General features: G+C 70.7%; 16 protein-coding genes. 10 read left to right on the top strand and 6 right to left on the bottom strand.

What is annotated here, in order from left to right; all coding sequences use genetic code 11:
* Positions 1–38: 38 nt before the first annotated feature.
* A complete protein-coding gene (locus tag WME76_RS47765; protein WP_437962885.1) occupies positions 39–1,241 on the bottom strand; it encodes a P1 family peptidase in 1,203 nt (400 codons plus the stop codon).
* A complete protein-coding gene (locus tag WME76_RS47760) occupies positions 1,238–3,568 on the bottom strand; it encodes a D-alanine--D-alanine ligase family protein (protein WP_437962884.1) in 2,331 nt (776 codons plus the stop codon). Before WME76_RS47760 ends, WME76_RS47765 begins: the two co-directional genes overlap by 4 nt.
* Positions 3,569–3,747: 179 nt before the next feature.
* Between WME76_RS47760 and WME76_RS47755 the strand changes: the two genes are divergently transcribed.
* The 3 genes from WME76_RS47755 to WME76_RS47745 all read left to right on the top strand — a co-directional run bounded on the left by WME76_RS47755 (position 3,748) and on the right by WME76_RS47745 (position 8,799).
* Positions 3,748–6,240: an ATP-dependent helicase gene (locus tag WME76_RS47755; protein WP_437962883.1), complete on the top strand. Its 2,493-nt coding sequence runs from the start codon at positions 3,748–3,750 to the stop codon at positions 6,238–6,240.
* Positions 6,241–6,544: 304 nt separating this feature from the next.
* The gene (locus WME76_RS47750; RefSeq protein WP_437962882.1) at positions 6,545–7,525 is read left to right on the top strand and encodes a hypothetical protein; all 981 of its coding nucleotides are present in this window, start codon (positions 6,545–6,547) and stop codon (positions 7,523–7,525) included.
* 230 nt (positions 7,526–7,755) lie between these two features.
* Positions 7,756–8,799, top strand: coding sequence for a hypothetical protein (locus WME76_RS47745; protein ID WP_437962881.1), 1,044 nt, complete (start codon positions 7,756–7,758; stop codon positions 8,797–8,799).
* Positions 8,800–9,461: 662 nt separating this feature from the next.
* On the opposite strand, the gene WME76_RS47740 is transcribed toward WME76_RS47745, so the two are convergent.
* Together WME76_RS47740 and WME76_RS47735 are read right to left on the bottom strand one after the other, a co-directional pair.
* On the bottom strand, positions 9,462–9,887 hold the full coding sequence (locus WME76_RS47740) for a hypothetical protein (RefSeq protein WP_437962880.1): 426 nt from the start codon (positions 9,885–9,887) through the stop codon (positions 9,462–9,464).
* A gap of 131 nt (positions 9,888–10,018) precedes the next feature.
* Complete coding sequence (locus WME76_RS47735) at positions 10,019–10,879, bottom strand: MBL fold metallo-hydrolase (RefSeq protein WP_437962879.1); 861 nt, start codon at positions 10,877–10,879, stop codon at positions 10,019–10,021.
* A 134-nt stretch (positions 10,880–11,013) separates the two neighbouring features.
* Here WME76_RS47735 and WME76_RS47730 point away from each other — a divergent pair, with 134 nt between their 5' ends.
* From WME76_RS47730 to WME76_RS47720, 3 genes are all read left to right on the top strand, one after another.
* Complete coding sequence (locus WME76_RS47730; protein WP_437962878.1) at positions 11,014–12,237, top strand: MFS transporter; 1,224 nt, start codon at positions 11,014–11,016, stop codon at positions 12,235–12,237.
* Positions 12,238–12,659: 422 nt separating this feature from the next.
* Positions 12,660–13,898 (top strand): DNRLRE domain-containing protein, encoded by a 1,239-nt coding sequence (locus WME76_RS47725; RefSeq protein ID WP_437962877.1) that lies wholly within the window; start codon positions 12,660–12,662, stop codon positions 13,896–13,898.
* Positions 13,899–14,065: 167 nt separating this feature from the next.
* Positions 14,066–14,989 carry an N-acetylmuramoyl-L-alanine amidase gene (locus WME76_RS47720; protein WP_437962876.1) on the top strand — a complete coding sequence of 308 codons (924 nt, stop codon included), beginning with the start codon at positions 14,066–14,068 and terminating at the stop codon, positions 14,987–14,989.
* 81 nt (positions 14,990–15,070) lie between these two features.
* Here the strand turns inward: WME76_RS47720 and lon are convergent, their stop codons facing one another.
* Positions 15,071–17,482, bottom strand: a complete 2,412-nt coding sequence (gene lon / locus WME76_RS47715; RefSeq protein WP_437962875.1) for an endopeptidase La — start codon at positions 17,480–17,482, stop codon at positions 15,071–15,073.
* A gap of 119 nt (positions 17,483–17,601) precedes the next feature.
* Between lon and WME76_RS47710 the strand changes: the two genes are divergently transcribed.
* The 4 genes from WME76_RS47710 to WME76_RS47695 all read left to right on the top strand — a co-directional run bounded on the left by WME76_RS47710 (position 17,602) and on the right by WME76_RS47695 (position 22,727).
* Positions 17,602–18,567 carry a lysophospholipase gene (locus tag WME76_RS47710; RefSeq protein ID WP_437962874.1) on the top strand — a complete coding sequence of 322 codons (966 nt, stop codon included), beginning with the start codon at positions 17,602–17,604 and terminating at the stop codon, positions 18,565–18,567.
* 14 nt (positions 18,568–18,581) lie between these two features.
* Positions 18,582–18,956: an NFACT RNA binding domain-containing protein gene (locus WME76_RS47705; RefSeq protein WP_437962873.1), complete on the top strand. Its 375-nt coding sequence runs from the start codon at positions 18,582–18,584 to the stop codon at positions 18,954–18,956.
* Between the two features lie 472 nt (positions 18,957–19,428).
* Positions 19,429–20,349 carry a transposase gene (locus WME76_RS47700; RefSeq protein WP_437962872.1) on the top strand — a complete coding sequence of 307 codons (921 nt, stop codon included), beginning with the start codon at positions 19,429–19,431 and terminating at the stop codon, positions 20,347–20,349.
* A 584-nt stretch (positions 20,350–20,933) separates the two neighbouring features.
* Positions 20,934–22,727, top strand: a complete 1,794-nt coding sequence (locus WME76_RS47695; protein ID WP_437962871.1) for an AMP-dependent synthetase/ligase — start codon at positions 20,934–20,936, stop codon at positions 22,725–22,727.
* 111 nt (positions 22,728–22,838) lie between these two features.
* Here WME76_RS47695 and WME76_RS47690 read toward each other — a convergent pair whose 3' ends face one another.
* Entirely contained in the window at positions 22,839–23,561 is a 723-nt protein-coding gene (locus WME76_RS47690) for a glutathione peroxidase (RefSeq protein WP_437962870.1), read from the bottom strand.
* Between the last annotated feature and the right edge of the window lie 88 nt (positions 23,562–23,649).

Raw genomic sequence — 23,649 nt, 5'->3', positions numbered from 1 at the left:
GAATTCTCGCTCCGGATCCCTGGCCGGATGCTGGTGCGCTAGCGCAGCGGCGGCGGATCGCACGGGTGCGGCGGCCGGTACCGCTTCAGGACCTCGGCCACGGCGTCGAGCGGCAGGGCGGGGGCGTGGTGGCCGCTGTGGCCGGTCATGTCGACGCCCGCGCACATGGCGTTGAGGATCGCCTCCTCCACCACGTCGACGGTGGCCTCGTAGAGGCCGTCGATCTCGGTGTCGAGGACGAGCTCGGCCATGTGACGCCCGGGCGCGAGGGGGTGCACGCTGAGCGAGCGGCTCGATCGAGGCGCGCTCCACTGCTCCATGGCGACGCGCGGCACCCGGTTCGCGGTGCTCCAGGTGAGGACGATCTCGCCGGAGTTGTTGGCCGCGTACCCGCCGGTCCGGCCGATCGCCAGCGCGGCGCGCCGCGACACGCGCGCGAGCTGACGGTGGATGAGGGGGGCGTCGGTCGCGACCAGCACGATGATCGAGCCGGCAGGGCCCCGCCGCGGGACGTGGGCGAAGCGGTCGCTGATGAGCCGGCCCACCGGGACGCCATCGACGCGGAGCAGCTCGCGGTCGCCGAAGTTCGAGAGCACGAGCGCGCCGACCATGGCGTCGACCCCGCCGACCGGCACGCAGCGGCTCGAGGTGCCGATCCCGCCCGCGAAGTGGAAGGTCTGCATGCCGGTGCCGGCGCCGACGCACCCCTCGGCCACGGCGCCGCCGCGCACGTTGTCGATCGCCTCCTCGACGTCGGCCTGCGCGACGTGCCGCCCCACGGTGTCGTTGAGGAAGCTGTCGTCGCACTCGGCGACGACAGGGATCACGACGTCGTACTCCTTGCCGATCTGCGGGTGGCGATGCAAGAGCCACGCGACGGTCGCGTCGAGGACGCGGCCGACGCAGAGCGTGCTGCAGAGCAGGATCGGGGTCTCGCACAGGCCCCACTCGTTGATCTGCGAGAGGCCGGTCACCTCGCCGGCGCCGTTCAGCACGTAGCTGGCGGCGAACACCCGATCGAGGAACAGATCGCCGTCGGCCGGCATCACCGCGGTCACGCCCGTGCGCACCGGGCCGATGCCGGGGACGAGCTCGCCCTGGCCCTCGATCTTGGTCACGTGGTGGACGCGCACCCCGGCGACGTCCGTGATCGCGTTCTCGGGCCCGGTGGGAAAGCGGCCGATCGCGACGCCGAGGTCGCGCAGCCGAGGGCGCCGGATCGGGGCCGAGGGCGCGCTCACGGGCCAGCGACCTCCCGGCTCGCGGGGGGGAGGGGGGCGAGCTCCGCGGCGAGCGACACGGACCCGGCGAGCGCAGCGTCCGGCGCGGGCTGGGAGGCCGGCTCGGCCGCGCCCGTGGCGCCGGTGGCGCCCGCTGCGCCGGTGGGCGGCGCGGCGGCCGGGGCCGCGGTGGAGCCGGCCGACGCGCCGGCCGCGGGCGCCGCGACGAGGGCTGACTGCGGCGAGGCGGCGCGGGCCTCGCGGTGGCGCTTGAGGCAGCCGGCCATGATCTCGCCGATCAGCGACCGGTAATCCATCCCCGCCACCTTCGCGATCACGCAGAGGTCGCTGAAGTCGGGCGTCAGGCCGGGCAGGGGGTTGATCTCGATCACGTACACCCTGCCATCCTTTGCCATGCGCAGATCCACCCTGGCAACGTCGCGGCAGCCGAGCGCCGCGAACGTGTCGCGCACGACCTTCTCGATGCGGCGGAGCTCGGACGGCGTGACCTGCGCCGGGCACTGGAATCGCACGCGCGGCGTGTCCGTCTGCTTCTCCTCGTAGCCGTAGACGGGGTAGGTGGGCGGGTCGACGAAGACGACCTCCATGGGCGGCAGCACCTTCGGGCGCCGCTCGCCGAGCAGGCCCACGGTGAACTCGCGCCCCGCGATGTACTCCTCGATGAGCGCCGGCTGGTGGTAGCGATCGACGAGCTGCTTCGCCGCCGCGCGCGCCGCGGCCTCGTCCTTGACGACGGACGCGGAGGTGATCCCCTTCGAGGTGCCCTCGGCGTTGGGCTTCACGATCACCGGGTAGCGGAACGGCTTCAGCTTCTCGCGCCCGGTCGTGACCACCTGCCACTCGGCCGTCTCGATGCCGGCGGCCCGCAGGATCTGCTTGGTGAGGCCCTTGTCGAGCGCGAGCGAGAGCGTGGTCGCGTCCGAGCCGCTGTAGGGGATGCCGAGCAGCTCGCAGAGCGCGGGCACCTGCGCCTCGCGGCCGCGGCCGCGGAGCCCCTCGGCGATGTTGAAGACGACGTCGACCCCCGCGGCGGTGAGCGCGCGCGGCAGATCCGGGGTCGCCTCGAGCGAGACCACGGTGTGGCCGTAGCTCTCGATGGCGTTCGCGATCGCCTGGATGGTGCGCGGCGAGTCGAACTCGGCCTCGGAGTCGTACGCGGTGCCGGCGCCCGGCTTGCCGGTCGAGCCTCCCTCCGCCGCGGCCGGCTCGCCCCGCTTCATGTTGTAGGTGAAGCCGACGCGGAGCGAGGTCCGCTTCGCCCGGCGCGGCGCGTTGCTCTCCAGGAGCGGCAGGAGCCCGCGCCGCTGGCAGGCGCTCCGGACGATGGCCCGGATCACGCCGTCGAAATCGACGCCGCGCTGCGCGGCGGCCACGAACACGCTGGCGCCCGGCTGGAGCGTGGGCAGCCCGTCGACCTCGAGGAAGTGCACGTCGTGGCCCTGGTTGCGCGAGGACGACGGCGTGACCCGGAACTCGCAGCGGGCGTGGTCCTTGAGGTCGAGCGCGCGCACGACGCGCGCGGTGAGCGACCGGATGCGCTCGATGGTCTGCGGGGGGAGCTGCGCGGGCCGGCGGGTGACGTGCTCGGGCTTCGCGTGCTTCAGGTTGAAGTCGTAGACGTTGTAGCTGCCCGGCACCTGGGGATCGATCACGAACTCGACGGGCGTGAGCACCCCCTCGGGGACGCCGGCGCCGTTCGGGCGCGCGCCGCCCGCCTCCTTGAGGCCGTCGACGAAGGAGCACGCGACGTCGATGCCGGCGACGTAGTGCTCGACGAGCAGCCCCGCCTCGAAGCGCGCGAGCTGCCGCTCGACCACCTCGGCGAGGTGGTACGCGTCCTCGCAGACGCTCCACTCCCGGTAGATCCCCTTCGAGGAGCCCTCGAAGTTCGGCTTCACGATGACGGGGAAGCTCACGTCGTCGAGCGCGCCGCTCTCCAGCGTGGTGCGGTTGACGAGGCGGGCGCGCGGGGTGGCGACGCCGTAGCTCGCGAGGACGCGCTTCGTGAGCGACTTGTCGAGCGCGACGTTCAGCGCGTAGGCGTCGGAGCCCGTGTACGGGATGCCGAGCTCGTCGAAGAGCGACGGGTAGAACGCCTCGCGCGTCTTGCCCTTGTGGCCCTCGGCCGTGTTGAAGATGAGATCCGGCTGGAGCGCCTCGAGCCGGGCGAGGACCCGGGACGCGGGGCCGCTGACCTCGATGCGCTCCACCTCGTGCCCTGCCCGCTCGAGCGCGCCGGCGATGGCGGCGATCGTCTCCGGGCTGTCGAACTCTGCTTCCTCGGCGGATCCCGTGATCTTCAGGTTGTGCGTCAGCGCGATGCGCATGGTCTCTCCTGTGCCGCTCGTCCCGGCCGCGTCTCCCCCGGTGCTCTGCCGGGGGCGCATGCGCGTGCGAGGTTACGGCCAGCGCGCCGGGTTTGCGGCGGAAAAAGCGGGGAAGCGTGGCGGCGGTCTGTGGGCTGGGCGGGCTCCCGCTCGGGCGGAGGCCGTGCTAGCGACGCCGTGTGGACCGTTTCGCCGCACCCGACGCCTACCCCCCTCCGCCGCCCGAGCCAGGCCTTCCTTACGAGGAGCTGAACGAGCCGCAGGCGCGCGCGGCCCGCCACGCCGAGGGGCCGCTCCTCATCTTCGCCGGCGCGGGCAGCGGCAAGACGCGCGTCATCGTGTACCGGATCGCGAACCTCATCGTGACGCACCGTGTTCCGCCCTACCGGATCCTCGCGGTGACGTTCACGAACAAGGCGGCGTCCGAGATGAAGCGCCGTCTGGAGGGGCTCATCGGGGCCGACATCGTGAAGGACCTGTGGGTGGGCACCTTCCACGCGGTGTGCGCGCGCCTCCTGCGGCGGCACCACGAAGCGGCCGGGCTCGAGAAGAACTTCGTCATCTACGACGACGACGACCAGCGCGCGGTCATGAACCGGGTGCTGAAGGAGCTCAACCTCGACGATCGGCGCTATCCGCCGCGCCAGGTGCTGTCGCGCATCCACGCCGAGAAGCAGGAGGGGCGGGGGCCCGGCGAGTTCGAGCGGAACGGCTACTTCGACGACGCGATCGCGCGGTGCTTCGCGGCGTACGAGCGGCACCTCAAGGCGGCGAACGCGGTGGACTTCGACGACCTCCTGCTCTCGGTGCTGCGGCTCGCGGAGGACCCGGCGAGCCTCGCCGGCGAGGATCTCCGGGGGCGCTTCCGCCACGTGCTCGTCGACGAGTTCCAGGACGTGAACCAGGTGCAGTACCGGCTCGTCCGCTCGTTCTGCAAGAGCCACGACAACCTCTGCGTTGTCGGCGACGACGACCAGAGCATCTACCGCTGGCGCGGGGCGGACGTGCGGATCGTGCGCGGCTTCCGGCGCGACTTCCCGCACGCGACCGTGGTGAAGCTGGAGCAGAACTACCGCTCGGTCGGGCACGTCGTGCGCGGCGCGCTCGGCGTGATCCGCCACGCGTCGGATCGCGAGCCGAAGGAGCTGTGGACGTCGAACCAGGACGGCGCGCAGATCGACGTGGTGGCCGCCGACAGCGAGCACGACGAGGCGGCGTGGGTGGTCGAGTGCGTCCGCGAGCTGATCGCGCAGGGCGTGTCGCCGAACGAGATCGCGGTGTTCTACCGGATCCACGCGCAGTCGCGCGTGCTCGAGGAGGTGCTGCGCGAGGCGCGCATCCCGTACCAGATCATCGGCGGCACGCGCTTCTTCGAGCGGGCGGAGGTGAAGAACCTGCTCTCGTACCTGCGGGTGGTGGTCAATCCCCGCAGCGACGTGGATCTCAATCGCATCATCAACGTGCCTGCGCGCAAGATCGGCCAGAGCACGGTCGACAAGCTGATCCAGGCGGCCGACGCGCTCGGCGTGTCGCTCTACGAGGCGATCGAGCCGCTCGTGGGCGGCGCGGTGCCGCCGTCGGCGGTGCCGCGGTCGGCGCTGCCGACGGGCCGGCTCGAGCCGCTCGCCTCGGCGGCGAAGCGCAGCCTGCTCGGCTTCCGCGACCTGATGCAGGGGCTCATGGCGGAGATGCCGCGCCTGTCGCCGAGCGAGCTCGCGGAGGAGGTGCTCGCGCGGTCGGGCTACGCGAGGATGCTCGAGCAGGACGACAGCGTCGAGTCGGAGGCGCGGCTCCAGAACCTGCGCGAGCTCGTGCAGTCGATCGTGGACTACGAGCAGGAGGCGATCGCCGCGGGGGAGGACGCGACGCTGTCGGGCTACCTCGAGCGCGTGAGCCTTGTGTCGGACGCGGACGCGCTCGTCGACATGCCGAAGGTCGCGATGATGACGATCCACGCCGCGAAGGGGCTGGAGTTCCACGCGGTGTTCCTGACGGGCATGGAGGAGGACCTGTTCCCGTTCCGGAGCCAGGACCCGAACCGGAAGGGCGATATCGAGGAGGAGCGCCGGCTGGCTTATGTCGCGATCACGCGGGCGCGGCAGCGGCTCTGGATCACGCACGCGGCGCGGCGGGCGATCTTCGGCCAGACGCGTTACTGCCTGCCGAGCCGCTTCCTCGCGGATCTCCCGCCCGCGTCGGTGCGCCCGATGGCGACGCCGACCAGCATGATGGCGCAGCGCCGGATGGACGTGGTGGGCGGCGGCGGCGGGTACGGGGCCTCGGCGGGGAGGTTCGGCGGATCGGGGGAGCGCTCGTGGGAGGGCCGGGGCTCGTGGGAGGGCCGCGAGCGGAGGCCCGCGGCGCAGGCCGAGGAGCGGCTCGCGTGGTCGCGGTTCCCGCGGGAGGGCGAGCCGGCGAGGGCGCCCGCGCGCGACGTGGATCGCGCCGAGCGGGCGCCGGGCGAGCGGTACGTGGAGCGGGAGGCGGTCGATGCGGGCGGCGAGGGCGGCGAGGGGCTCGCGCTGCGGCGCGGGATGCGGGTGTTCCACGAGCGGTTCGGGCCGGGCGTGGTGGAGAGCGTGGATCCGGGGGCGGATCCGATCGTCACCGTGAAGTTCTCGGGGTGGGGGAAGAAGCGGATCAAGGCGGCGTTCCTGAGGGCGGGGACGTGAGGGGAGACGGGCGGGGAGTCAGGAAGTTCGCGGTCGGCGAGGCGCGTTGTCGGGGCCGGAAGTCGCATTGCCGATTTCTGTGCGAATTTCTCATGGCGTGATGGTGTATCTTGCGGAATCGAACTCCCTCGAACAGGTGAATCGCCGCACGGGTTGATGTGGGATCAGGGCGAGTGGACGGCAGACCCGTCTGTGCGTCTCCGCTGCTTCCACGCCCGCCTTCCTTCTGGTACGTGAGCGTACCCCGGAGGTCGGATCGAGGGCGCTCGCGCGAGCTCTCGCCCGGGGCGAAAGGGGTATTCCCATGCACAGGAACATCCGTCATGCCGTCGCGTCGGCGCTGGCCGTCGCGCTCCTCTCGACATCGGCAGGCGTCATGGCCGCGCCTCCGTCCGGCGCCCGGGACCGGCTCGTCACGCAGGCGCACACCGCCGTGGACGAGGGGCGCCTCGCCGACGCGCGCGATCTGTGGATGGCGGTGTGGAAGCTCGAGCGCTCCCAGGTGGCGGCCTGCAACATCGGCGCGCTGTCGTTCCGGATCGGTGACATGCCTGCCGCCGTGCGCTGGCTGTCGCTCTGCAAGGAGATCATGCGCGCGCCGAGGACCCCCGACGAACGGGCGCTCCACGAGTCGCGGCTGGTCGACCTCGCCCGCGCGCGCCAGCTCGCCGGCGAGCTCCGCATCGTCGCGCCTGCGGGCGCGACGGTCACGATCGACGGCGCGCCGGCCGAGATCGAGGGCGACAAGCCCATTCCCGTCGAGCCCGGGCGCCGCGTCGTGCGCGCGGCGCTGGACGGCAGGACGGCCACGGCCGAGGTCGACGTCCCGCGCGGCGAGACACGGGAGGTGAGATTGACCTTCTCCCCGCCCGCACCGCAGCGCCCCGAGCCGGAGGCGCCGCGCGCGGCGCCCGCGGGCCCCGCGGCGCCGCCACCGGCCCGCCCGGGGCCGAGCACAGCCATCGTCGTCGGCGGCATCGGGCTGGCCGCCTCGTTCGCGGCGCTCGGCGGCGTGATGCTCGTCGGCGCGGAGAAGCGCGAGGAGGCCATCCTCGCCTCCGCCCGGGCCGCGGGCCCGAACGGCTGCTTTCGCCTGAGCGGGCCAGTGTGCCAGCACGCCGCCTCGGCCCGCGACGACATGCGCACCTTCCGGGCGATCGGCGTCGCCGGCGTGATCACCGGCGGCGCCGTCCTGGCCGCCACGCTCGGGTACACGTTCTACCCGCGTGGCCAGGCCGAGGTCAGGGTGTCTTTGGAAGGCTTTACGGTATCCGGCGTCTTCTGACCACGAAATCGACATCGATCCTGCACGATTGGCGCTGACCGGAAATCGGCGCCTGCGGCGCACGCACTGGCGAAAACTTGCGTGACCGCCGCGGGCCGAGCGCGGCATAGTGGGCCCGTTCGAGGATCAGGCCAACGGCACTTCGGCGGATTGGGGCCGCCGGGGTGCCGGTCAACCCAGCCTTGTGCCGGAGGACTGGACGCACGATGAGCTCTGTCAAGCTTTGTGCCGTGGGACTTTTTTTTCTCACGGTCTTGCCGCTTCCTTTCGCCTGCGGCGGCGAGCCGTATGTGGGGGGCGACTGCGCGACAACGAACGACTGTCAATCGGACGGTCAGACGGCGCCGGGCACGGTCTGCATCAACGAGCGCTGCGAGTGCGCCGAGCCGGGCAAGGTGGTCTGTTGCGCGCGCGGCGAGGAGGCGCCGGACTGCTTTCAGATGTGCCGGCCCTGCGAAGAGTGCGCGGAGGGGACGGCGGAGTGCTCGGGCGTTGTCGATCCGTCGGAGCGGTGCGAGAGCGACGCGAAGTGCCCGGGGCCGCCGGATCCGCGGTGCGGCGCGGGGCGGTGCGTGGAGGGGAAGTGCGAGCTCGAGATCAAGGCGGGTCGCCTGGCCTCGCAGCTCCGCGGCGACTGCAAGCAGGACGAGTGCACGGAGGAAGGGATCGTGGTCAGCGTGCCTGCGTACGACGTGTACAACGACGGCAACCAGTGCACGAACGATCTCTGCGATTACGACCGGCCGCTGAACGCGCTGTTCGACGGCGTGATCTGCCCGATCTCGGGCGCCGGGAGGTGCCATGAGGGGCGGTGCGTGGAGTGCCTCGCCGAGGATCCAACGCTGCACTGCGCTGCGGGGCTGGCCTGTGACGGGGTGTTCTGCGTGCCGGCCCACTGCGTCAACATGGTGTTCGATGCCGGCCGCGGAGAGACCGCCGAAGATTGCGGTGGACCGTGCAAGCCCTGCAACGTCGGGGAGAACTGCGGCTCGGGGACAGACTGTGAGTCCAAGGTCTGCGCGATGGCGCACTGCAAGGCGCCGACGTGCGACGACGGGGTGAAGAACGGCGACGAGACCGGCGTGGACTGCAGCGGGAGATGCCCCCGCCGCTGCCCCAACGGCAGAGGCTGCGAATCTGGCGAGGACTGCGCCAGCGGCGTCTGCTGGGCCGGCGCCTGCGAGCCGCCCTCCTGCAAGGACGGCGTGGAGAACGGCGACGAGCTGGGCGTGGACTGCGGCGGCAAGGCGTGCGACGCGGCGTGCCCGGGGTGAGCGGTTCGCTGAGCATCGGCCGTCGATCGAGCGCTGCACTGGCAAGGAGCACGAGGAGATGAAGTACACGGAGGACACGGGCAACGCCCACCGCTGCCACCCGGACCCGTGTTCGGCGCGCCTGCGTGCGGATCCATCCCGCCGCAACCGTGCGCACCGCGCGCTCAGGGAAGCGGAGTCGCACCTTGGTAGGGGCACACCCACTTCGGATGGCCCGCCGCTCGCATTGCGTCGCTCGTCATGGGCGTCAACCGTTTCGTCGCCACAGGAATATGTGTCCCATCACTTCTATGCTGCATCGCCTCATGCCTGTTGGCGTCATCATCCGAGGTGACTCCGGAGTCGGGCGAGAGCTCGCAGCCGAGCGAATCGGCGGAGATCGAAACGGCCCTGACAGAAAGTCGTCCGGATGAGGCAACAGATGCGAATGGGGTGCTGAACATCATCCGCTGTCCCAAATCCGAAGACGGTATGGCATGCATGATGCGGTGCGCGGAGGGCGGCATCTCGTGCGCAGCGAGGCTGCGGCATCCGTACAAAGGCGATATCGGAGCGGGAGATCTGATCCAGTGCAGAAAGGTCGCAATAGTCAGCAGTTGCTGGTATTACTACTCCAATGGCGATGTGTGCAAATTCGTCACGGGTGGACTCAAGCTGTGTCGTTACGAGGGGGGAAGGCCCTGAAGGAAAGCGTGGAGGGTGAGCTCCGCCTCTCGCGCGAGACGACGCCAGTTGGCACCGAACAGCGATTCAGCGCAGGCGAAGGCGAGCTGGCGCAGCTCGGGTGGCCGCTCACCGCCGGATAGCGCTGCGGCGCCTAGCGCGTGGAGCCGACGCATCCGATCGACATCTTCCACCGTGATGGTCGTGGGTCCCTGCATACGTCCGTCCACATGGTCCATCATCGCAAGCTCGACGGCGTTCATGGTGTTCTCCCAGGCAGTCGGACAAATCCCTGGATCGAGATCGCCGCGTTCGATTGCGCGCGTGAGGACGTGGATATAGCCGACCGCGAAGAGCTCGGCATGATACGCCCAGTCGAGCTCATCTACTATATCGTCGACATCAGGCCGTTCATCATCGGTCATGAGGTTGATCTACTCTTTATCCAGGGATCTGCCAGCCGCGGCAGCGTTCACACCTTGCGCATGCGGTCGCCGCAGATCCGGGCTCGCCCATCATCCCAGCATGAGCTTGGCACCCTCTCGTTCCCTTCCAGCTATATCCACACCTCACCCAGCAGCGGCAGCACGCCCATCTTCACGTCGCGCGACGCGCGGCCCAGGCGCTCTGCGAGGCGCTCCCCCTGCATCGCGGGGAGCGCGACGGCGGGGCGATCCAGCGGAAGAAAGAAGTTGTCCCAGTGGGAGAAGAGCACCGCGCGCGGCGACAGGGCGCGCGCGACGCGCTCGGGGAAGGCGCGTGAGGCGGTCCAGCCGGCCACGCAGAGCAGGAGCAGGTCGGGCTCCCGGCAGTCGAGGCTCGCCTCGACGAGCTCCGCGCTGCCCAGGTGGACGATGAGCCGGCCCGCGACCCGGATCTCCACCGCGAAGACAGCGCCACACCGGTAGCGCTCGGCCCGGAGCGGGATCTGGTCGCAATCGGAGATGTCGCCAGGGAAGGCGACGCGGCCGAACATCAGGCGGGAGTGGGCGCTCGGCAGGAATCGCAGCCGGAACGGGCCGACCTCGGCGACGACCGGCTCGCCGCCCGGCGCGCGCTCGACGTCGCGCGCGCGCGATGGAGGGACGCCGGAGGCGCGGCACAGCGACACCGCGGAGCGGGAGCCGAAGACGGTGGCCCCCGTGCGGAGCGCGATCGCCGGGATGTCGAGCGCGTGATCGAAATGGGTGTGGCCGGCGATGATCGCGTCCGCGCGCGGCGCGTGGCGCGCGACCGCGGCGACGTCGGGGACGAGCCGGCCGAGCACGCAACGGCGGAGCGAGGCGCGCGTGAGATAAGGATCGATGAGCACGACCGCGCCGGCGTGCTCCACGGCGAACCCCGCGGCGCCCAGCCACCGCACCCGGACGGCGCCGGACGGCGCGAGCGACCGCGGAGAGAAGGTGTCGGCGATCATCGGCGCGCGCTCCCGCGGTCGAGCGGCGGGGTGAGCCCGCGCGGCTTGGTCCTCGTCCTCGTCATCTCCATCGACGCGCCAGTGTCCGTGTTTCGAGCGACCGGGGTTCGACCGCTCGGTTACGATTCCGGCTCGTGGCAGACCGAACGCGCGCCGGCAACATCGCCGCCCTCGCCGCGCTGTACTTCGCGCAGGGGATCCCCTTCGGATTCCAGGCGACGGCGCTCCCCATCTTCCTGCGGGCGAGCGGCGTCTCGCTCTCCGCCGTGGGCTTCTCGGGGGCGCTCGCGCTTCCCTGGGTGGCCAAGGCGCTCTGGGCGCCGCTCGTCGACCGCTTCGGATGGGAGCGGATCGGCCGGCGCCGCTCGTGGATCCTGCCGCTCGGGGCGCTGCTCGCGCTCACGTGCGCGGCCGCCGCGTTCGTGCCGCCGTCGCGCCACCTCGGCGCCCTGCTCGCGCTCGTCTTCCTGATGAACCTGCTCGCAGCCACCCAGGACATCGCGGTCGATGGGCTCGCGATCGACCTGCTCGGGCGCGGCGAGCTCGGCCTCGCGAACGCCGCGCAGGTGGTCGGCTACAAGGTCGGGATGCTCGTCGCCGGCGGGCTGCTCGTGTGGGCGAGCGCCTGGATCGGCTGGCGCGGCCAGTTCGGCGCGATGGCGGCGCTCGTCTTCCTCTCGGCCCTCGCCTCGCTCGCGCTGCGCGAGCCGCCGGCGAGCGAGATCGAGGCGCGCGATCGCCGCTCGGTGCGCGAGGTGCTCGCGACCGTCGCCGTCGCCCTGCGGGCGCCGGGCGCGCTCCGGGTCGTCGCGTTCCTCGGGACCTACAAGCTCGGCGAGGCGATGGTCGACATGATGTTCAAGCCGTTCCTCGTCGACGCGGGCTTCCCGCCGCACCGGATCGGCCTCTGGGTGGGCACCTACGGTCTGGTCGCCTCGATCGCCGGCTCGCTCGCGGGGGGCCTCCTCGCGCAGCGCCTGCCGCTGCTCGTCGCCGTCGGGGTGACCTCGGCGCTCCGATCCGCCGCGATGGCCGGCGAGTGGGCCCTCGCCGCGTCGGGCCCACCGGCCGCCGAGGCCGTCATCGCCGTGACCGTGGCCGAGCACCTCTTCGGCGGGGCCCTCACGACCGCGGTGTTCGCCTTCATGATGTCGCGCGTGCGGCGATCGGTCGGCGCGACGCACTACACGCTCCTGGCCAGCGTCGAGGTCCTCGGGAAATCGCCCGCGGTGTGGCTGTCGGGCGCCCTCGCCCAGCGGCTCGGTTATGCAGGGCTGTTCGCCCTGGGGACCGCGCTCTCGGTCGCCTTCCTCGGGCTGCTCTGGCCGCTCCGGACGCGGAGCCCGGGCGAGGGGTGAGCGGGTCTCGTTGCGCATGAACGCTGATGACCCGTGCGCCCATTTCATGATATAACGAGACAGCGCTACGGCTAACAGCTTCAAGAACATCTCGTGATCGCGCTCGTCCGACTCCGCGCGTCGATCGCCCCGCCGGCGGCCCTCATCCGCCTCGGGGTGGGCGAGGTCCTCCCGGGGCGACGAAGCTCGAGGTCGGCCACGATCCGGGAGGCGAACGCCTCGTGACGGCCGTGCCGCCGTACCTTCATGCCGCGCGCGCTGGTTGACGAATAACGACTTATGCGGTCCGCGCTTCGCGCGCAAACGCAACAGTTTATCAGCATCGCCCACGCTTGGTAAATACATTTTCTAATCTATGACGTGCGGCAGTTCGCCGCACGTCGCGGCGCCGTTTTGCGGGCGCCCCAACGAGGAGCTCTCTCATGAAAACCGCCTATCCGTCGATCTTCTCTGCGTTCGCGCTCGCCTGGATGATCTCCGGCTGCATGGCGGCAGCCGAGCCGCAGGAGGATAACGACGCCGCCATCGGCGAGGGCGCGGCGGCGCTCGTCGCCTGCTCGGTGCTGCCCTCCGGGAACATCGTCACGAACGGCAGCTTCGAATCGCCGAACGTCTCGTCCGGCAATTCGTCGGTGTACAGCTCGATTTCCGGCTGGCAGGCTGCCTTTGGTCAGATCCAGGTCCATGACCACACGAACGGCATGAACCCCGCGCAGGGAAGCCAGCACGCCGAGCTGGACGCCCAGAGCTCGAGCGGCATCTACCAGAACCTCACGACCATCCCGGGCGCGACCTACGAGCTCCGGTTCGCCTTCGCCGCGCGCCCGGGCACGAACGCGAGCCATAACATCCTCGGCGTCACCTGGGGCGGCCAGCCGGTCGCCACGCTCACGACCGCCAGCACCGCGTGGGTCTATTACACCTATACCGTCGTGGCCTCCGGCACGACGACGCGGCTCCAGTTCAACGATCTGGGCATCTCGGACGGCCTGGGGACGCTCCTCGATCACGTCACCGTGGTCGCCGCCGATACGGATCACGACGGCGTCTTCGACTCGTGCGACAACTGCCCGGCGGTGCCCAACCCCTCCCAGGCCGACGCCGACGACGACGACATCGGCGACGCCTGCGACGCCCCGTCCGAGCCCCAGTGCGCCGTCGTGCAGCGCGGCACGTACGGGGCCGTGCGGGATGCGCATGTCCAGCCCGGGGTCTCGTGGCCGTACGGCGACTACCCGTACATCGTCTTGAACACGCTGCCGGAGGGCGTGCAAACGGGCGTGCTGGCCTTCGATCTGTCGTTCATCCCGGCGGGATCCGACGTCGAATCCGCGACCCTCTCGCTCTCCCACCCGTGGAAGGCGAGCGCCGGCGTCATCGAGGTGCACCGCGTGAACGGCCCCTGGCAGGAGTCGACCCTCCACGCCGGCAACTTCCCCGGGTACGACGCGGCCGTCGAGGCGACGATCCCCACGGTCGCCGCGGACGCCGTCGCGGCCGCCGACGTGGCGGCCCTCGTCCAGACCTGGGTGGATGGAGCCCAGCCGAACCACGGCCTCGCGCTCCAGGATCCGAACGGCCGGACCGACATCCGGTCGAGCGAGCAAGTGAACGTCGCCCTCCGGCCGAAGCTCGAGGTCTGCTACACGCCGGCCCCGTAGCGGCGGCTCCGGCCGAGCCGCCGAGGGCCGCGCCGGGGCACGATCGCGCAGACGCCCCGGGCGATCTCGGGGTGTCGATCGGCACGCCGGACGCCGGCCACCTCCTCCGCGCTGGTTTGCCGAGAACCTGACGCCGCGCTCCGCCTTTGATAGCTAGCGGAGCCGCGGTGATCTCGCGAAGGAAGCTCGTCCTCGGTCTCGCCGGCGCCGCCGGCGTCGCCGCCCTCGCGTGGGCGCGCTCCCCCGGCCCCCCGCGCGATCGCGCGGCGCGACGCGCGCTCAAGCTCCCGATCGCGCCGAGCGGCTGGCCCCTTCCGGGAGCCCGCGTGGTCGCCCCCGCCGCCGTCTTCCCACCGGACTTCGGGGTCCGTCGCATCTACCTCGACCCGGGCCACGGCGCCCCGGGCAACGCGGGGAACCTCTCCTGCTTCTGCGTCGAAGAGCAGGAGTTCACGCTCTCCGCGGCGCGCGCGCTCGCCGAGCGGCTCAACACCACCGGGCGCTTCGAGGCGCGCGTGGGCAGGACGGCCGACCGGCCGCTGCCCTACCAGGAGCGCGCCGAGGACGCCGCGCGGTGGCGCGCCGAGGCCTTCGTCAGCGTGCACTCGGACGTGCGCGGCAGGATCGAGACGTGGTCGCCCGCGCCCGGGCGGACGTGCCCGCTCAACCTCGCCGCGCCGGGGTTCGCCGTGCTCTGGTCCGACGAGGGCGAGCCGGCCCTCTGCGCCCGCCGGCTCGCCCTCGCCCGCGCCTTCGCCCGGCGCATGGCGGAAGCGGGCCTCATGCCGTACCGCGGCGCCGCCTACAGCGGCCTGTACGAGCCCGACAGCGCCCAGGCAGGCGTCTTCGTCGACCGGCACCCCCCGGGGCAGCGCATCTTCGTGCTGCGACGCCCCACCATGCCCTCCGTCCTGATCGAGACGCACCACGCGCTCGACGCCCGCGAGGCCGCGCGCTGGACCGAGCCCGCCACGCTGGACGCCTTCGCCGCCGCCACCGCCGCCGCGCTGGCCGACACGCTCGGCGGGGGCGGCGCGCTGGCCGAGACGCTCGGCGGAGGCGACGCCCCGGCCTCTCGGCCACCCACCTGAGCAACCCCGGCCGCCGCCCGCCCGGGCGCCGCCCGCCCCGGCCGCCGCCCGCCACCGGCCCTCGCCGTGCCCAGCGCCGCGTCAGGACGCCCGCGCGTGCGGGAGCACCTCCGGAGGCTCCAGGCGCATCGGGCGGAGCCGCAGGCAGAGCGCGATCGCCTCGTCGAGCGTGCTCACCAGGTAGAACTCCAGCGAGCTCCGCACCTCGGCGGGGAGATCGTCGAGATCCGCCTCGTTGTCCGCAGGGATCAGGATCTCGAAGATCCCCGCCCGGTGGGCCCCGAGCACCTTCTCCTTGATGCCCCCGATCGGCAGCACCGTGCCGCGCAGCGTGATCTCGCCGGTCATCGCGATGTCGCTCCGCACGGGCCTGCCCGACAGGGCGCTCACCAGCGCCACCGCCATCGTCAAGCCCGCGCTCGGCCCGTCCTTGGGCACCGCGCCCGCCGGAACATGGAGGTGGACGTCGCGCCGCTGCAGCCGATCGAGCGGCACCCCGAGCTCCGCCGCGTGCGCGCGCGCGTAGCTCAGCGCCGCCCGGCCGCTCTCCTTCATGACGTCGCCGAGCTGCCCCGTCAGGACGAAATCGCCCTTGCCGGGCATCACGCTCGCCTCGACGTGCATGATGTCGCCACCGGTCTGCGTGTAATACATGCCAGTCGCCACGCCCGGCTGATCGTGCTGCAGCCTTCGCTCCGGGCGCATCCTGGCGCGACCGAGCAATTCCTTCACGTCATCTCCGGTGCCCACCACCGCCCGCTCGCTCTCCCCGCCCGCGATCCTGCGCGCGGCCTTTCTCGCCAGGGCGCCGAGGGTCCGTTCGAGCTGCCGCACGCCCGCCTCGCGCGTATATCCGCTGATGATCTCGCCGAGCGCCGCGCCGGTCACGCGGAGCTGCTCCTCGCGCAGCCCGCACTCCCGCCGCTGGCGTGGCAGCAGGTACCTCCGCGCGATCTCGTGCTTCTCCTGCTCCGTGTATCCGGCGAACAGCGCGGTCTCCATCCGGTCGAACAGCGGCGCGGGGATCGTCTCCCGGAAGTTCGCCGTGCAGATGAACAGCACCTCGGACAGGTCGAACGGCAGGCCGAGGTAGTGATCGACGAAGCCGTCGTTCTGCGCAGGATCGAGCACCTCGAGCAGCGCCGCGCCAGGATCGCCCTGGAAGGAGGCGCCGAGCTTGTCGACCTCGTCGAGGACGATCACCGGGTTCTTCGACCCGACCCGCTTGATGCCCTGGAGGATGCGGCCCGGCATCGCGCCGACGTAGGTGCGGCGATGACCGCGGATGTCGGCCTCGTCGCGCGCGCCGCCCAGCGAGACGCGGACGTACTTGCGACCGAGCGCCCGCGCGATCGACTCCGCGATGGACGTCTTGCCGGTCCCGGGCGGGCCGAGGAAGAGCAGGATCGGGCCGCGGGAGATCGCGCGGCTCCGCTCTCCGTCGCCCCGGGCCTGCTCGACGCGCAGCTTGCGGACGGCCAGGAACTCGAGCACCCGGTCCTTCACGTCGTCGAGGCCGTGGTGATCCTCGTCGAGGATCGCCCGCGCCCGATCGAGGTCCACGTGGTCCTCGGTGCGCTGGTTCCAGGGCAGATCGGCGACGAGCTCGAGCCACGTGGTCAGGACCTGCGCCTCGGGCGATGTCTCCCGTCCCATGCGCCGCAGCCGCGCGAGGTCGCGCCGGGCCTCCTGGAAGATCTCCGGCGGAGGGCTGGCCCGCTGCAGCTTGTGCTCCAGACGTGCCGCGACGTTCTCGTCGTCTTCCTCGCCGAGCTCCCTCTGGATCGCGCGGAGCTGCTCGCGCAGGTAGAGCTCCCGCTGCCGCTCGCCGAGCTCCTCCTCGACGGTGGTGCGGATCTTCTCCTGGGTCTCGACGATGCCGATCTGCCGATAGAGGTGCAGCGCGAGGCTGCGCATGCGCTCTTCCGTCGAGAGGGTCTCGAGCAGCGCCTGCTTCTCGGGGGTCGGGAGGTCCAGATAGAAGGCGATGTGGTTCACGAGCTCGGCCGGGCCGAACATGCTGCCGACGAACTGCTTGAGGACGTCCTCCGGCGCGCCGCGGTGACGGCCGTACTCGACGGCGCGCTCGCGCACCTCGCGCGAGAGCGCCTCCAGGGCGCTGTCCTCCTCTGGACGGAGCGGGAGATCCGCGAGCTCGATGACAGGGGCGCGGATCACGCCGTCGACCTCCGTGTAGCGGGGCGCGGCCGCTCGCCGTTCGCAGCAGAGCACGAGCTGGAGGCCCGACCCGAACCGCTGCACCTGGGTGATGCGGGCGATCACGCCGATCGAGAAGAGGCCGGCCGTGGTGGGCTCCTCGGCGGCGTCGCGCTGGGCGACCGCAAAGATGCGCTTGTCTTCTCCCTCCATCCGGAGGGCGGCCTCCACCGCGCGGAGCGTCTTCAGCCGTCCAACCGTGATGGGCGTCGCTATCCCAGGGAAGAGGACGGTGTCGCGCAACGAGAGCACGGGCAACGATCGGCGCTCGGGCATGGTCCGGGGATCGTGCGAACCTCATGCCATGGAGGACCGTACCGAAAACTCCTTTTCGGCGCGGAAGCATCGAGAATCGCGGTCAGACTTGCGCGGAGCGATGGTAGGGTCCGCTCCCGATGCCCGCAGACACCTTCACGTTTCAGGCGGACGACGGTCGAGAGCTCTTCGTGTACCGCTGGCTCCCGGACGACGGGGCGCGCGGCATCTTCCACATCGCGCACGGCATGTCCGAGCACGCGGGCCGCTACGCGCGCCTCGCGCAGGCGCTCTGCGCCGCCGGGTGGGCCGTCTACGCGAACGACCACCGCGGCCACGGCAGGACGGCGCGCGGCGACGACGAGCTCGGCTTCTTCGCGAGCCAGGGCGGCTTTCAGCGGGTCGTCGGCGACATCGCGCAGCTCATCGCCCGCGAGAAGGGCGAGCACCCGGGGCTGCCGGTCGTGCTCTTCGGCCACAGCATGGGATCGTACCTGGTGCAGGAGTACCTGATCGAGCGCGGCGGCTCGATCCAGGGCGCGGTGCTGTCGGGGTCCTCGGGCAAGCCGAACGCGCTCGTGAACGCGGGCCGGCTCATGGCGCGGGCGGAGCGGCGGCGGCTCGGCGAGCGCGGCAAGAGCGCGATCCTCCAGGCGATGAGCTTCGACAGCTTCAACAAGGCGTTCGCGCCGACGCGCACGGGCTGCGACTGGCTCTCTCGCGATCGCGATGAGGTCGACAGGTACATCGCGGATCCGCGCTGCGGCTTCGCGGCGACGGCGTCGCTCTGGGTCGACGTGCTCGACGCGATGGTGGAGATCGCGCGGCCCGAGCGGCAGGCGCGGATCCCGAAGGAGCTGCCGGTGTACGTGTTCTCCGGGTCGCGCGACCCGGTCGGCGGGCCGCTCAAGGGGGTCGCGCAGATGCTCGAGGCGTACCGCGCCGCCGGCCTCCGCAACGTGACGCACCGGTTCTATCCCGGCGGGCGCCACGAGATGCTGAACGAGATCAACCGCGAGGAGGTCACGCGGGATCTGCTCGCGTGGCTCGCGGCGGAGGTGCAGGGCGAGGCGGCGGCCGCCGGCGCCGGGGCCGCGACCGGCTGACGGCGGAGGGGCGGATGGGGAGCAAGGGGCGGCCGTACCGCACGCTCGCGGTGGACGGGTTCGAGGTGCTCATCGGGCGGGGGGATGAGGACAACGACGCGCTGACGTTCGATATCGCCGAGCCGCACGACCTGTGGCTGCACGTGGCCGGCGGCACGCCGGGGAGCCATGTCATCGTGCGCAATCCGGATCGGGGGGAGGTGCCGCGCGAGGTGGTGGAGCGCGCCGCGGCGGCCGCGGCGTGGTACTCGAAGGCAAGGGGCGCCGCGAAGGTGGAGGTCCACGTGTGCCGGGTGGCGGATGTGAGCAAGCCGCGCGGGGCGCCCGCGGGGACGGTGCAGCTCGCGCGGTGGAAGAGCGTGCGCGTGCGGCCGGAGATCCCGGGGTGAGCTGAGGCAACCCGACCGGGAAGGCAACCCGACCCAGGCAACCCGACGCAGGTTGGGGGCAACCGGCAACCCGACCCAGGTTGGGCAACCCGACCCAGGTTGGGCAACCCGACCCAGGTGGGCAACCCGACCCAGGTTGGGCAACCCGACCCAGGTTGAGGGGCAACCCGACCCAGGTTGGCGGCCGGCTGGCAACCCGACCCAGGTTGGCGGCCGGCGGCGACCCAGGTTGGGGCGGCTGGTTGCAGGTTGGGGCGGCTGGTTGGGGGCGGCTGGTTGGAGCGACCCAGGGTGGGGCGGCTGGCGGGGCGGCGACGACCGGATACAGGTCGGCCTGAAGTATCCCAGCACGCTCCACCACCAAGGTGGCGGAAACCGGCGGAAATCGACATCCGCCACCCATCGGCCAGGGCAAGTACTTGAAATGATTCACCTCGCCTCTCGGCACATGGTTTGTTGACGTGCTCCGGCCATGAGCCAGCCTCGCCAGATCGCTCCAGGCGCGACCTACCTCATCACCCGCCGCGTCGTGCGCCGACACCTCCTCTTCCGACCTGATGCGGCCATCAACCAGCTCCTGGTTTACGCCCTCGCGGTCTCGGCCCGCCGCTACGGGGTGGAGGTTCATGCGGTTTGTGCGATGTCGACCCACCTGCACCTCGTGGTGACCGATGTGCAAGGTGTCCTGCCGCGCTTCTTGCAGTTTTTTCATCGTCTCGTTGCGCTCGGTACGAAGGTGCTGCGCCAATGGGAAGGACCGGTATGGGACCATGAAGCGACGAGCCTGGTCCGGCTTCTGACGCACGCCGCGATGGTGGAGAAGATCGCCTACGTCCTCGCGAACCCTGCGGCCGCTGGCCTCGTCCGCCATGCGAAGGAATGGCCGGGGGTCAAGGTACACGCGGGTGAGCTCGGCCTTGGCATGCTGCACGCGCCGCGTCCTGTGGTGTATTTCGACCCGAAGAACCCGCAATGGATCGAGGAAACGACGCTTCCGCTCACACTGCCGCCCGGCATTGAACATGATAGCGCGGAGGCCTTTCGTCGTGAGGTCGCTGACGAGATCGAGCGACAGGAAGCGCTGGCGCATGCGGACGTGCAGCGGCAAGGGCTCGGTTTTCTGGGAGCCGAGCGAGCCAGCAATGTTTCGCCTTACGAGCGTGCCACGAGCTTCGAGGCGCTGCGCGACCGCAATCCGACGTTCGCAGTCGGCCGTGAGCAGGGGGACGCATGGCGAACCGCTGCGGCCGCGGTGCGTTCGTTTCGCGCGTCGTACCGCGCGGCGCTCGGACAATGGTGTGCTGGCGTGCGCAGCGCGCTATTTCCGGCGGGGACGTGGTGGATGCGCGCGTTTCACGGCGTCCTCGTGAACGAAGCGGTGATCGTGGTGTAGAACCGCGCGCGGGAGCGCGGCAGCGAGACGGGTAGGGGTGGATGACGGCTTCGATGTGTTGTCGGGGATCCTCCCAGGGCGCCGCGACAACCCGGGTTGGGTATCCCCTTGGGTCACCTGGGTCGGGTCGCTGGGGCTGGCTCGTCCTTGGTCAACCCGGGTCGGATCGCGCCCCCTTTGCGTCATCCCGGGTCGGGTAGCTCGCCGCTCGCCGCCTTTGGGTCAACCCGGGTCGGGTCGCTCCTTTGGGTCAACCCGGGTCGGGTCGCTCATCCCGGGTCGAGTCGCTCAACCCGGGTCGGGTCGCTCGGGTCGGGTCGCTACCCCGCTACCCCGGGTCGGGTCGCTCTCAACCCGGGTCGGGTCGCTCACTTTGGATCGGGTCGGTACCCGGGTCGGGTCGCTCTGGTCGGGTCGCTTTCGCGGGTCGGGTCGCTGGTCGCTCAACCCGGGTCGGGTCGCTTTGGGTCGGGTCGCTCCGTCGGGCTGGGTCGCTTTCGTCGAGGCTGATTGACAATGCCCCCGCGGCTCCCGCATCCTGACCCCCCGATCACCTCCAAGGCCCGAGGCCGCAGGAAGATGCCATGAGCACCGTTCTCCACCGTCTGGACCAGTGGGCCAACGAGTCCCCCGACGCGCCGGCCCAGCGCTACAAATCCCAGGGTGAATGGAAGACGCTGACGGCGCGCGAGTACCGCGACCGGGTTTACCACCTGGCGCTGTTCCTCGAGTCAAAAGGCTTCGACGCGAGCCAGATCGGGGCCATTCTCTCGTACAACTGCCCGCAGTGGGTGCATGCCGATCTGGCGGCGCTGCTCATCGGGGGCAAATCAGCGGGCCTCTACCCGAACTCCACCGCGAAGGACATCCAGTACATCCTGAGCCACACCGAGGCGACGCTGCTCTCGGTGCAAAACAAGGAGTACTTTCAGAAGATCTCCGGGGCAAATGGCGATCATGCCATGCCCGACAGCGTGCGTTGGATCCTCGTCTTCGACGGCGACACCTCGATCTCTCCAAAGGCGATCTCGTACGAACAGGCGCTCGCCGAGGGGCGCGCGCTCGCCCAGCAGCCGGGCGCGAAGACGTACGCCGACTACCTGGCGAAGATCGACCCGAAGGCCGGCGCGTTCCTGATCTACACCTCGGGCACGACGGGCAACCCCAAGGGGGCGATGCTCTCGCACGACAACCTGGCGTTCACGTCCGACGTCGTCGCGAAGTACTGGGGCCTTCCGTTCGCCCGCGGCTCCATGTTCTCGTTCCTCCCGCTCTGCCACATCGCCGAGAAGCTCCAGTGCGTGGGTGTCGGCATCACGCAGCGCTCCACGGTCAACTTCTGCTCGAAATTCGAGAACGTCTCGACCGAGCTCCCGGACGTGCAGCCCACGCTGCTGCTCTGCGTGCCGCGCCTCTGGGAGAAGATGATGGAAGGCGTGATGGCGAAGGTGCGCAGCGGCAAGGGCGCGAAGAAGAAGCTGGCCGAGTGGGCGCTCTCGGTCGGCGCCCGCGTCGCCGAGGCGAAGTACGCCGGGCGCGCGCCGAGCCCGCTCGATCGCGTACAGCTCAAGCTCGCCGACAAGCTCGTGCTGAGCAAGGTGCGCGCGGCGCTCGGCCTGGGCAAGGCCGAGATGCTCGCCTCGGGCGCTGCGGCGCTCGCGCCGCACATCTCGACGTGGTTCCGCGCGCTCGGCCTCGAGATCCTCGAGGACTTCGGTCAGACCGAGTCGACGGGCGTCATCTGCATGACCGAGCCGGGCGTCGAGAGCGCGGGCACCGTGGGCAAGCCCGTACCGGGCCTCGACTTCAAGCTGGCCGAGGACGGCGAGATCCTGACGCGCGGCCGGCACGTGTTCGTGGGCTATTACAAGGACGAGGCGGCGACCCAGGCCACGCTCGAGGACGGCTGGCTGCACACCGGCGATCTCGGCGAGTGGAACGAGCGCGGGCAGCTCAAGATCCGGGGCCGCAAGAAGGAGATCCTCAAGACCTCGGGCGGCAAGATGATCGCGCCGCTCCCGATCGAGGAGAAGCTCAAGGCGGCCGAGATCATCAGCCAGGTGTGCATGGTAGGGGACGGCCGCAAGTACCTCTCGGCGCTGATCACCCTCACCGAGGTGAAGCTCGCCGAGCTGAAGGACCGCGGGGTCCTGAACGGCGACGCGATCACGAGCGCCGAGGTGGTCAATCAGGTGAAGGCGCACATCGACGCCCTGAACGCGGATCTCGCCAGCTTCGAGCAGATCAAGAAGTTCACCGTCATCGGCCGCGAGTTCTCGGTCCAGGACGGCGAGATGACGCCGACGCTCAAGATGAAGCGCAACGTCATCGAGCAGCGCTTCCGCGGCCTCATCGATCAGATGTATTCCGCCGACTGAAGGAGGCGGGGGACCCCCGCGAGCGCAGAGCGGAAGCCGGGAGATGGATGTGGTCAGCGGCTTCCGCGGGGGCCAGGCAGCCCGAGTTGCCCGGCCCCCGCCGTATCCGCATCAGCCCTTGGCGAGGTACGCCTCGAGATCGTCGGCGCCGCCGACGTACTGCCCATCGACGAAGACCTGCGGCGTCGACGACTTCCCGCTCACGGCCCGCAGCCGGCGCGGCGAGGCCGACACCTCTTCATAGGGCACGCCCCGCTCGTCCAGGAGCCGCTTCGCCTTCGTGCAGTAGCCACACCCGGGCTTCGTGAAGATCAGCACGTCGTGCGGCGCCTTCGACTGCGGATCCAGGTACTTGAGCATCGTGTCCGCGTCCGACACCTCGAAGGGATCCCCCTCGACCTCGGGCTCGATGAACATCTTCTTGATCACGCCGTCGTCGACCAGCATCGAATAGCGCCACGAGCGCTTGCCGAACCCGAGGTTCGCCTTGTCGACGAGCATGCCCATCTTCTCGGTGAACTCCCCGTTCCCGTCGGGGAGGAACTGGACCTTCTCGGCGTGCTGGGCCTTCCCCCACTCATCCATCACGAACGCGTCGTTCACGGACACGCACGCGATCGCGTCCACCCCGCGGCGCTTGAACTCGCCCGCGAGCTCGTTGTAGCGCGGCACATGGCTGCTCGAGCAGGTCGGCGTGAAGGCGCCCGGCAGCGCGAACACCACCACCTTCTTGCCAGAGAACACGTCCTTGGTGGTCACGTCCTTCCACTGACCGTCGACACGCGTGCGAAACGTGACATCCGGGACGCGCTGCCCTTCGAGGTTCTTCAACATGACTCTCGTGCTCCTCCAGTGCTTTTCTGGTTGCGATCGGGGACGGCAACCCTTGTTCAACGTCGTGCGGCGCCCGTGCGGGCTCGCC

Origin of the sequence: Sorangium sp. So ce119, assembly GCF_051524405.1 — a bacterium.
Classification (GTDB): domain Bacteria; phylum Myxococcota_A; class Polyangia; order Polyangiales; family Polyangiaceae; genus Sorangium; species Sorangium cellulosum_G.
This window is presented reverse-complemented; position numbering and strand designations above follow the sequence as displayed.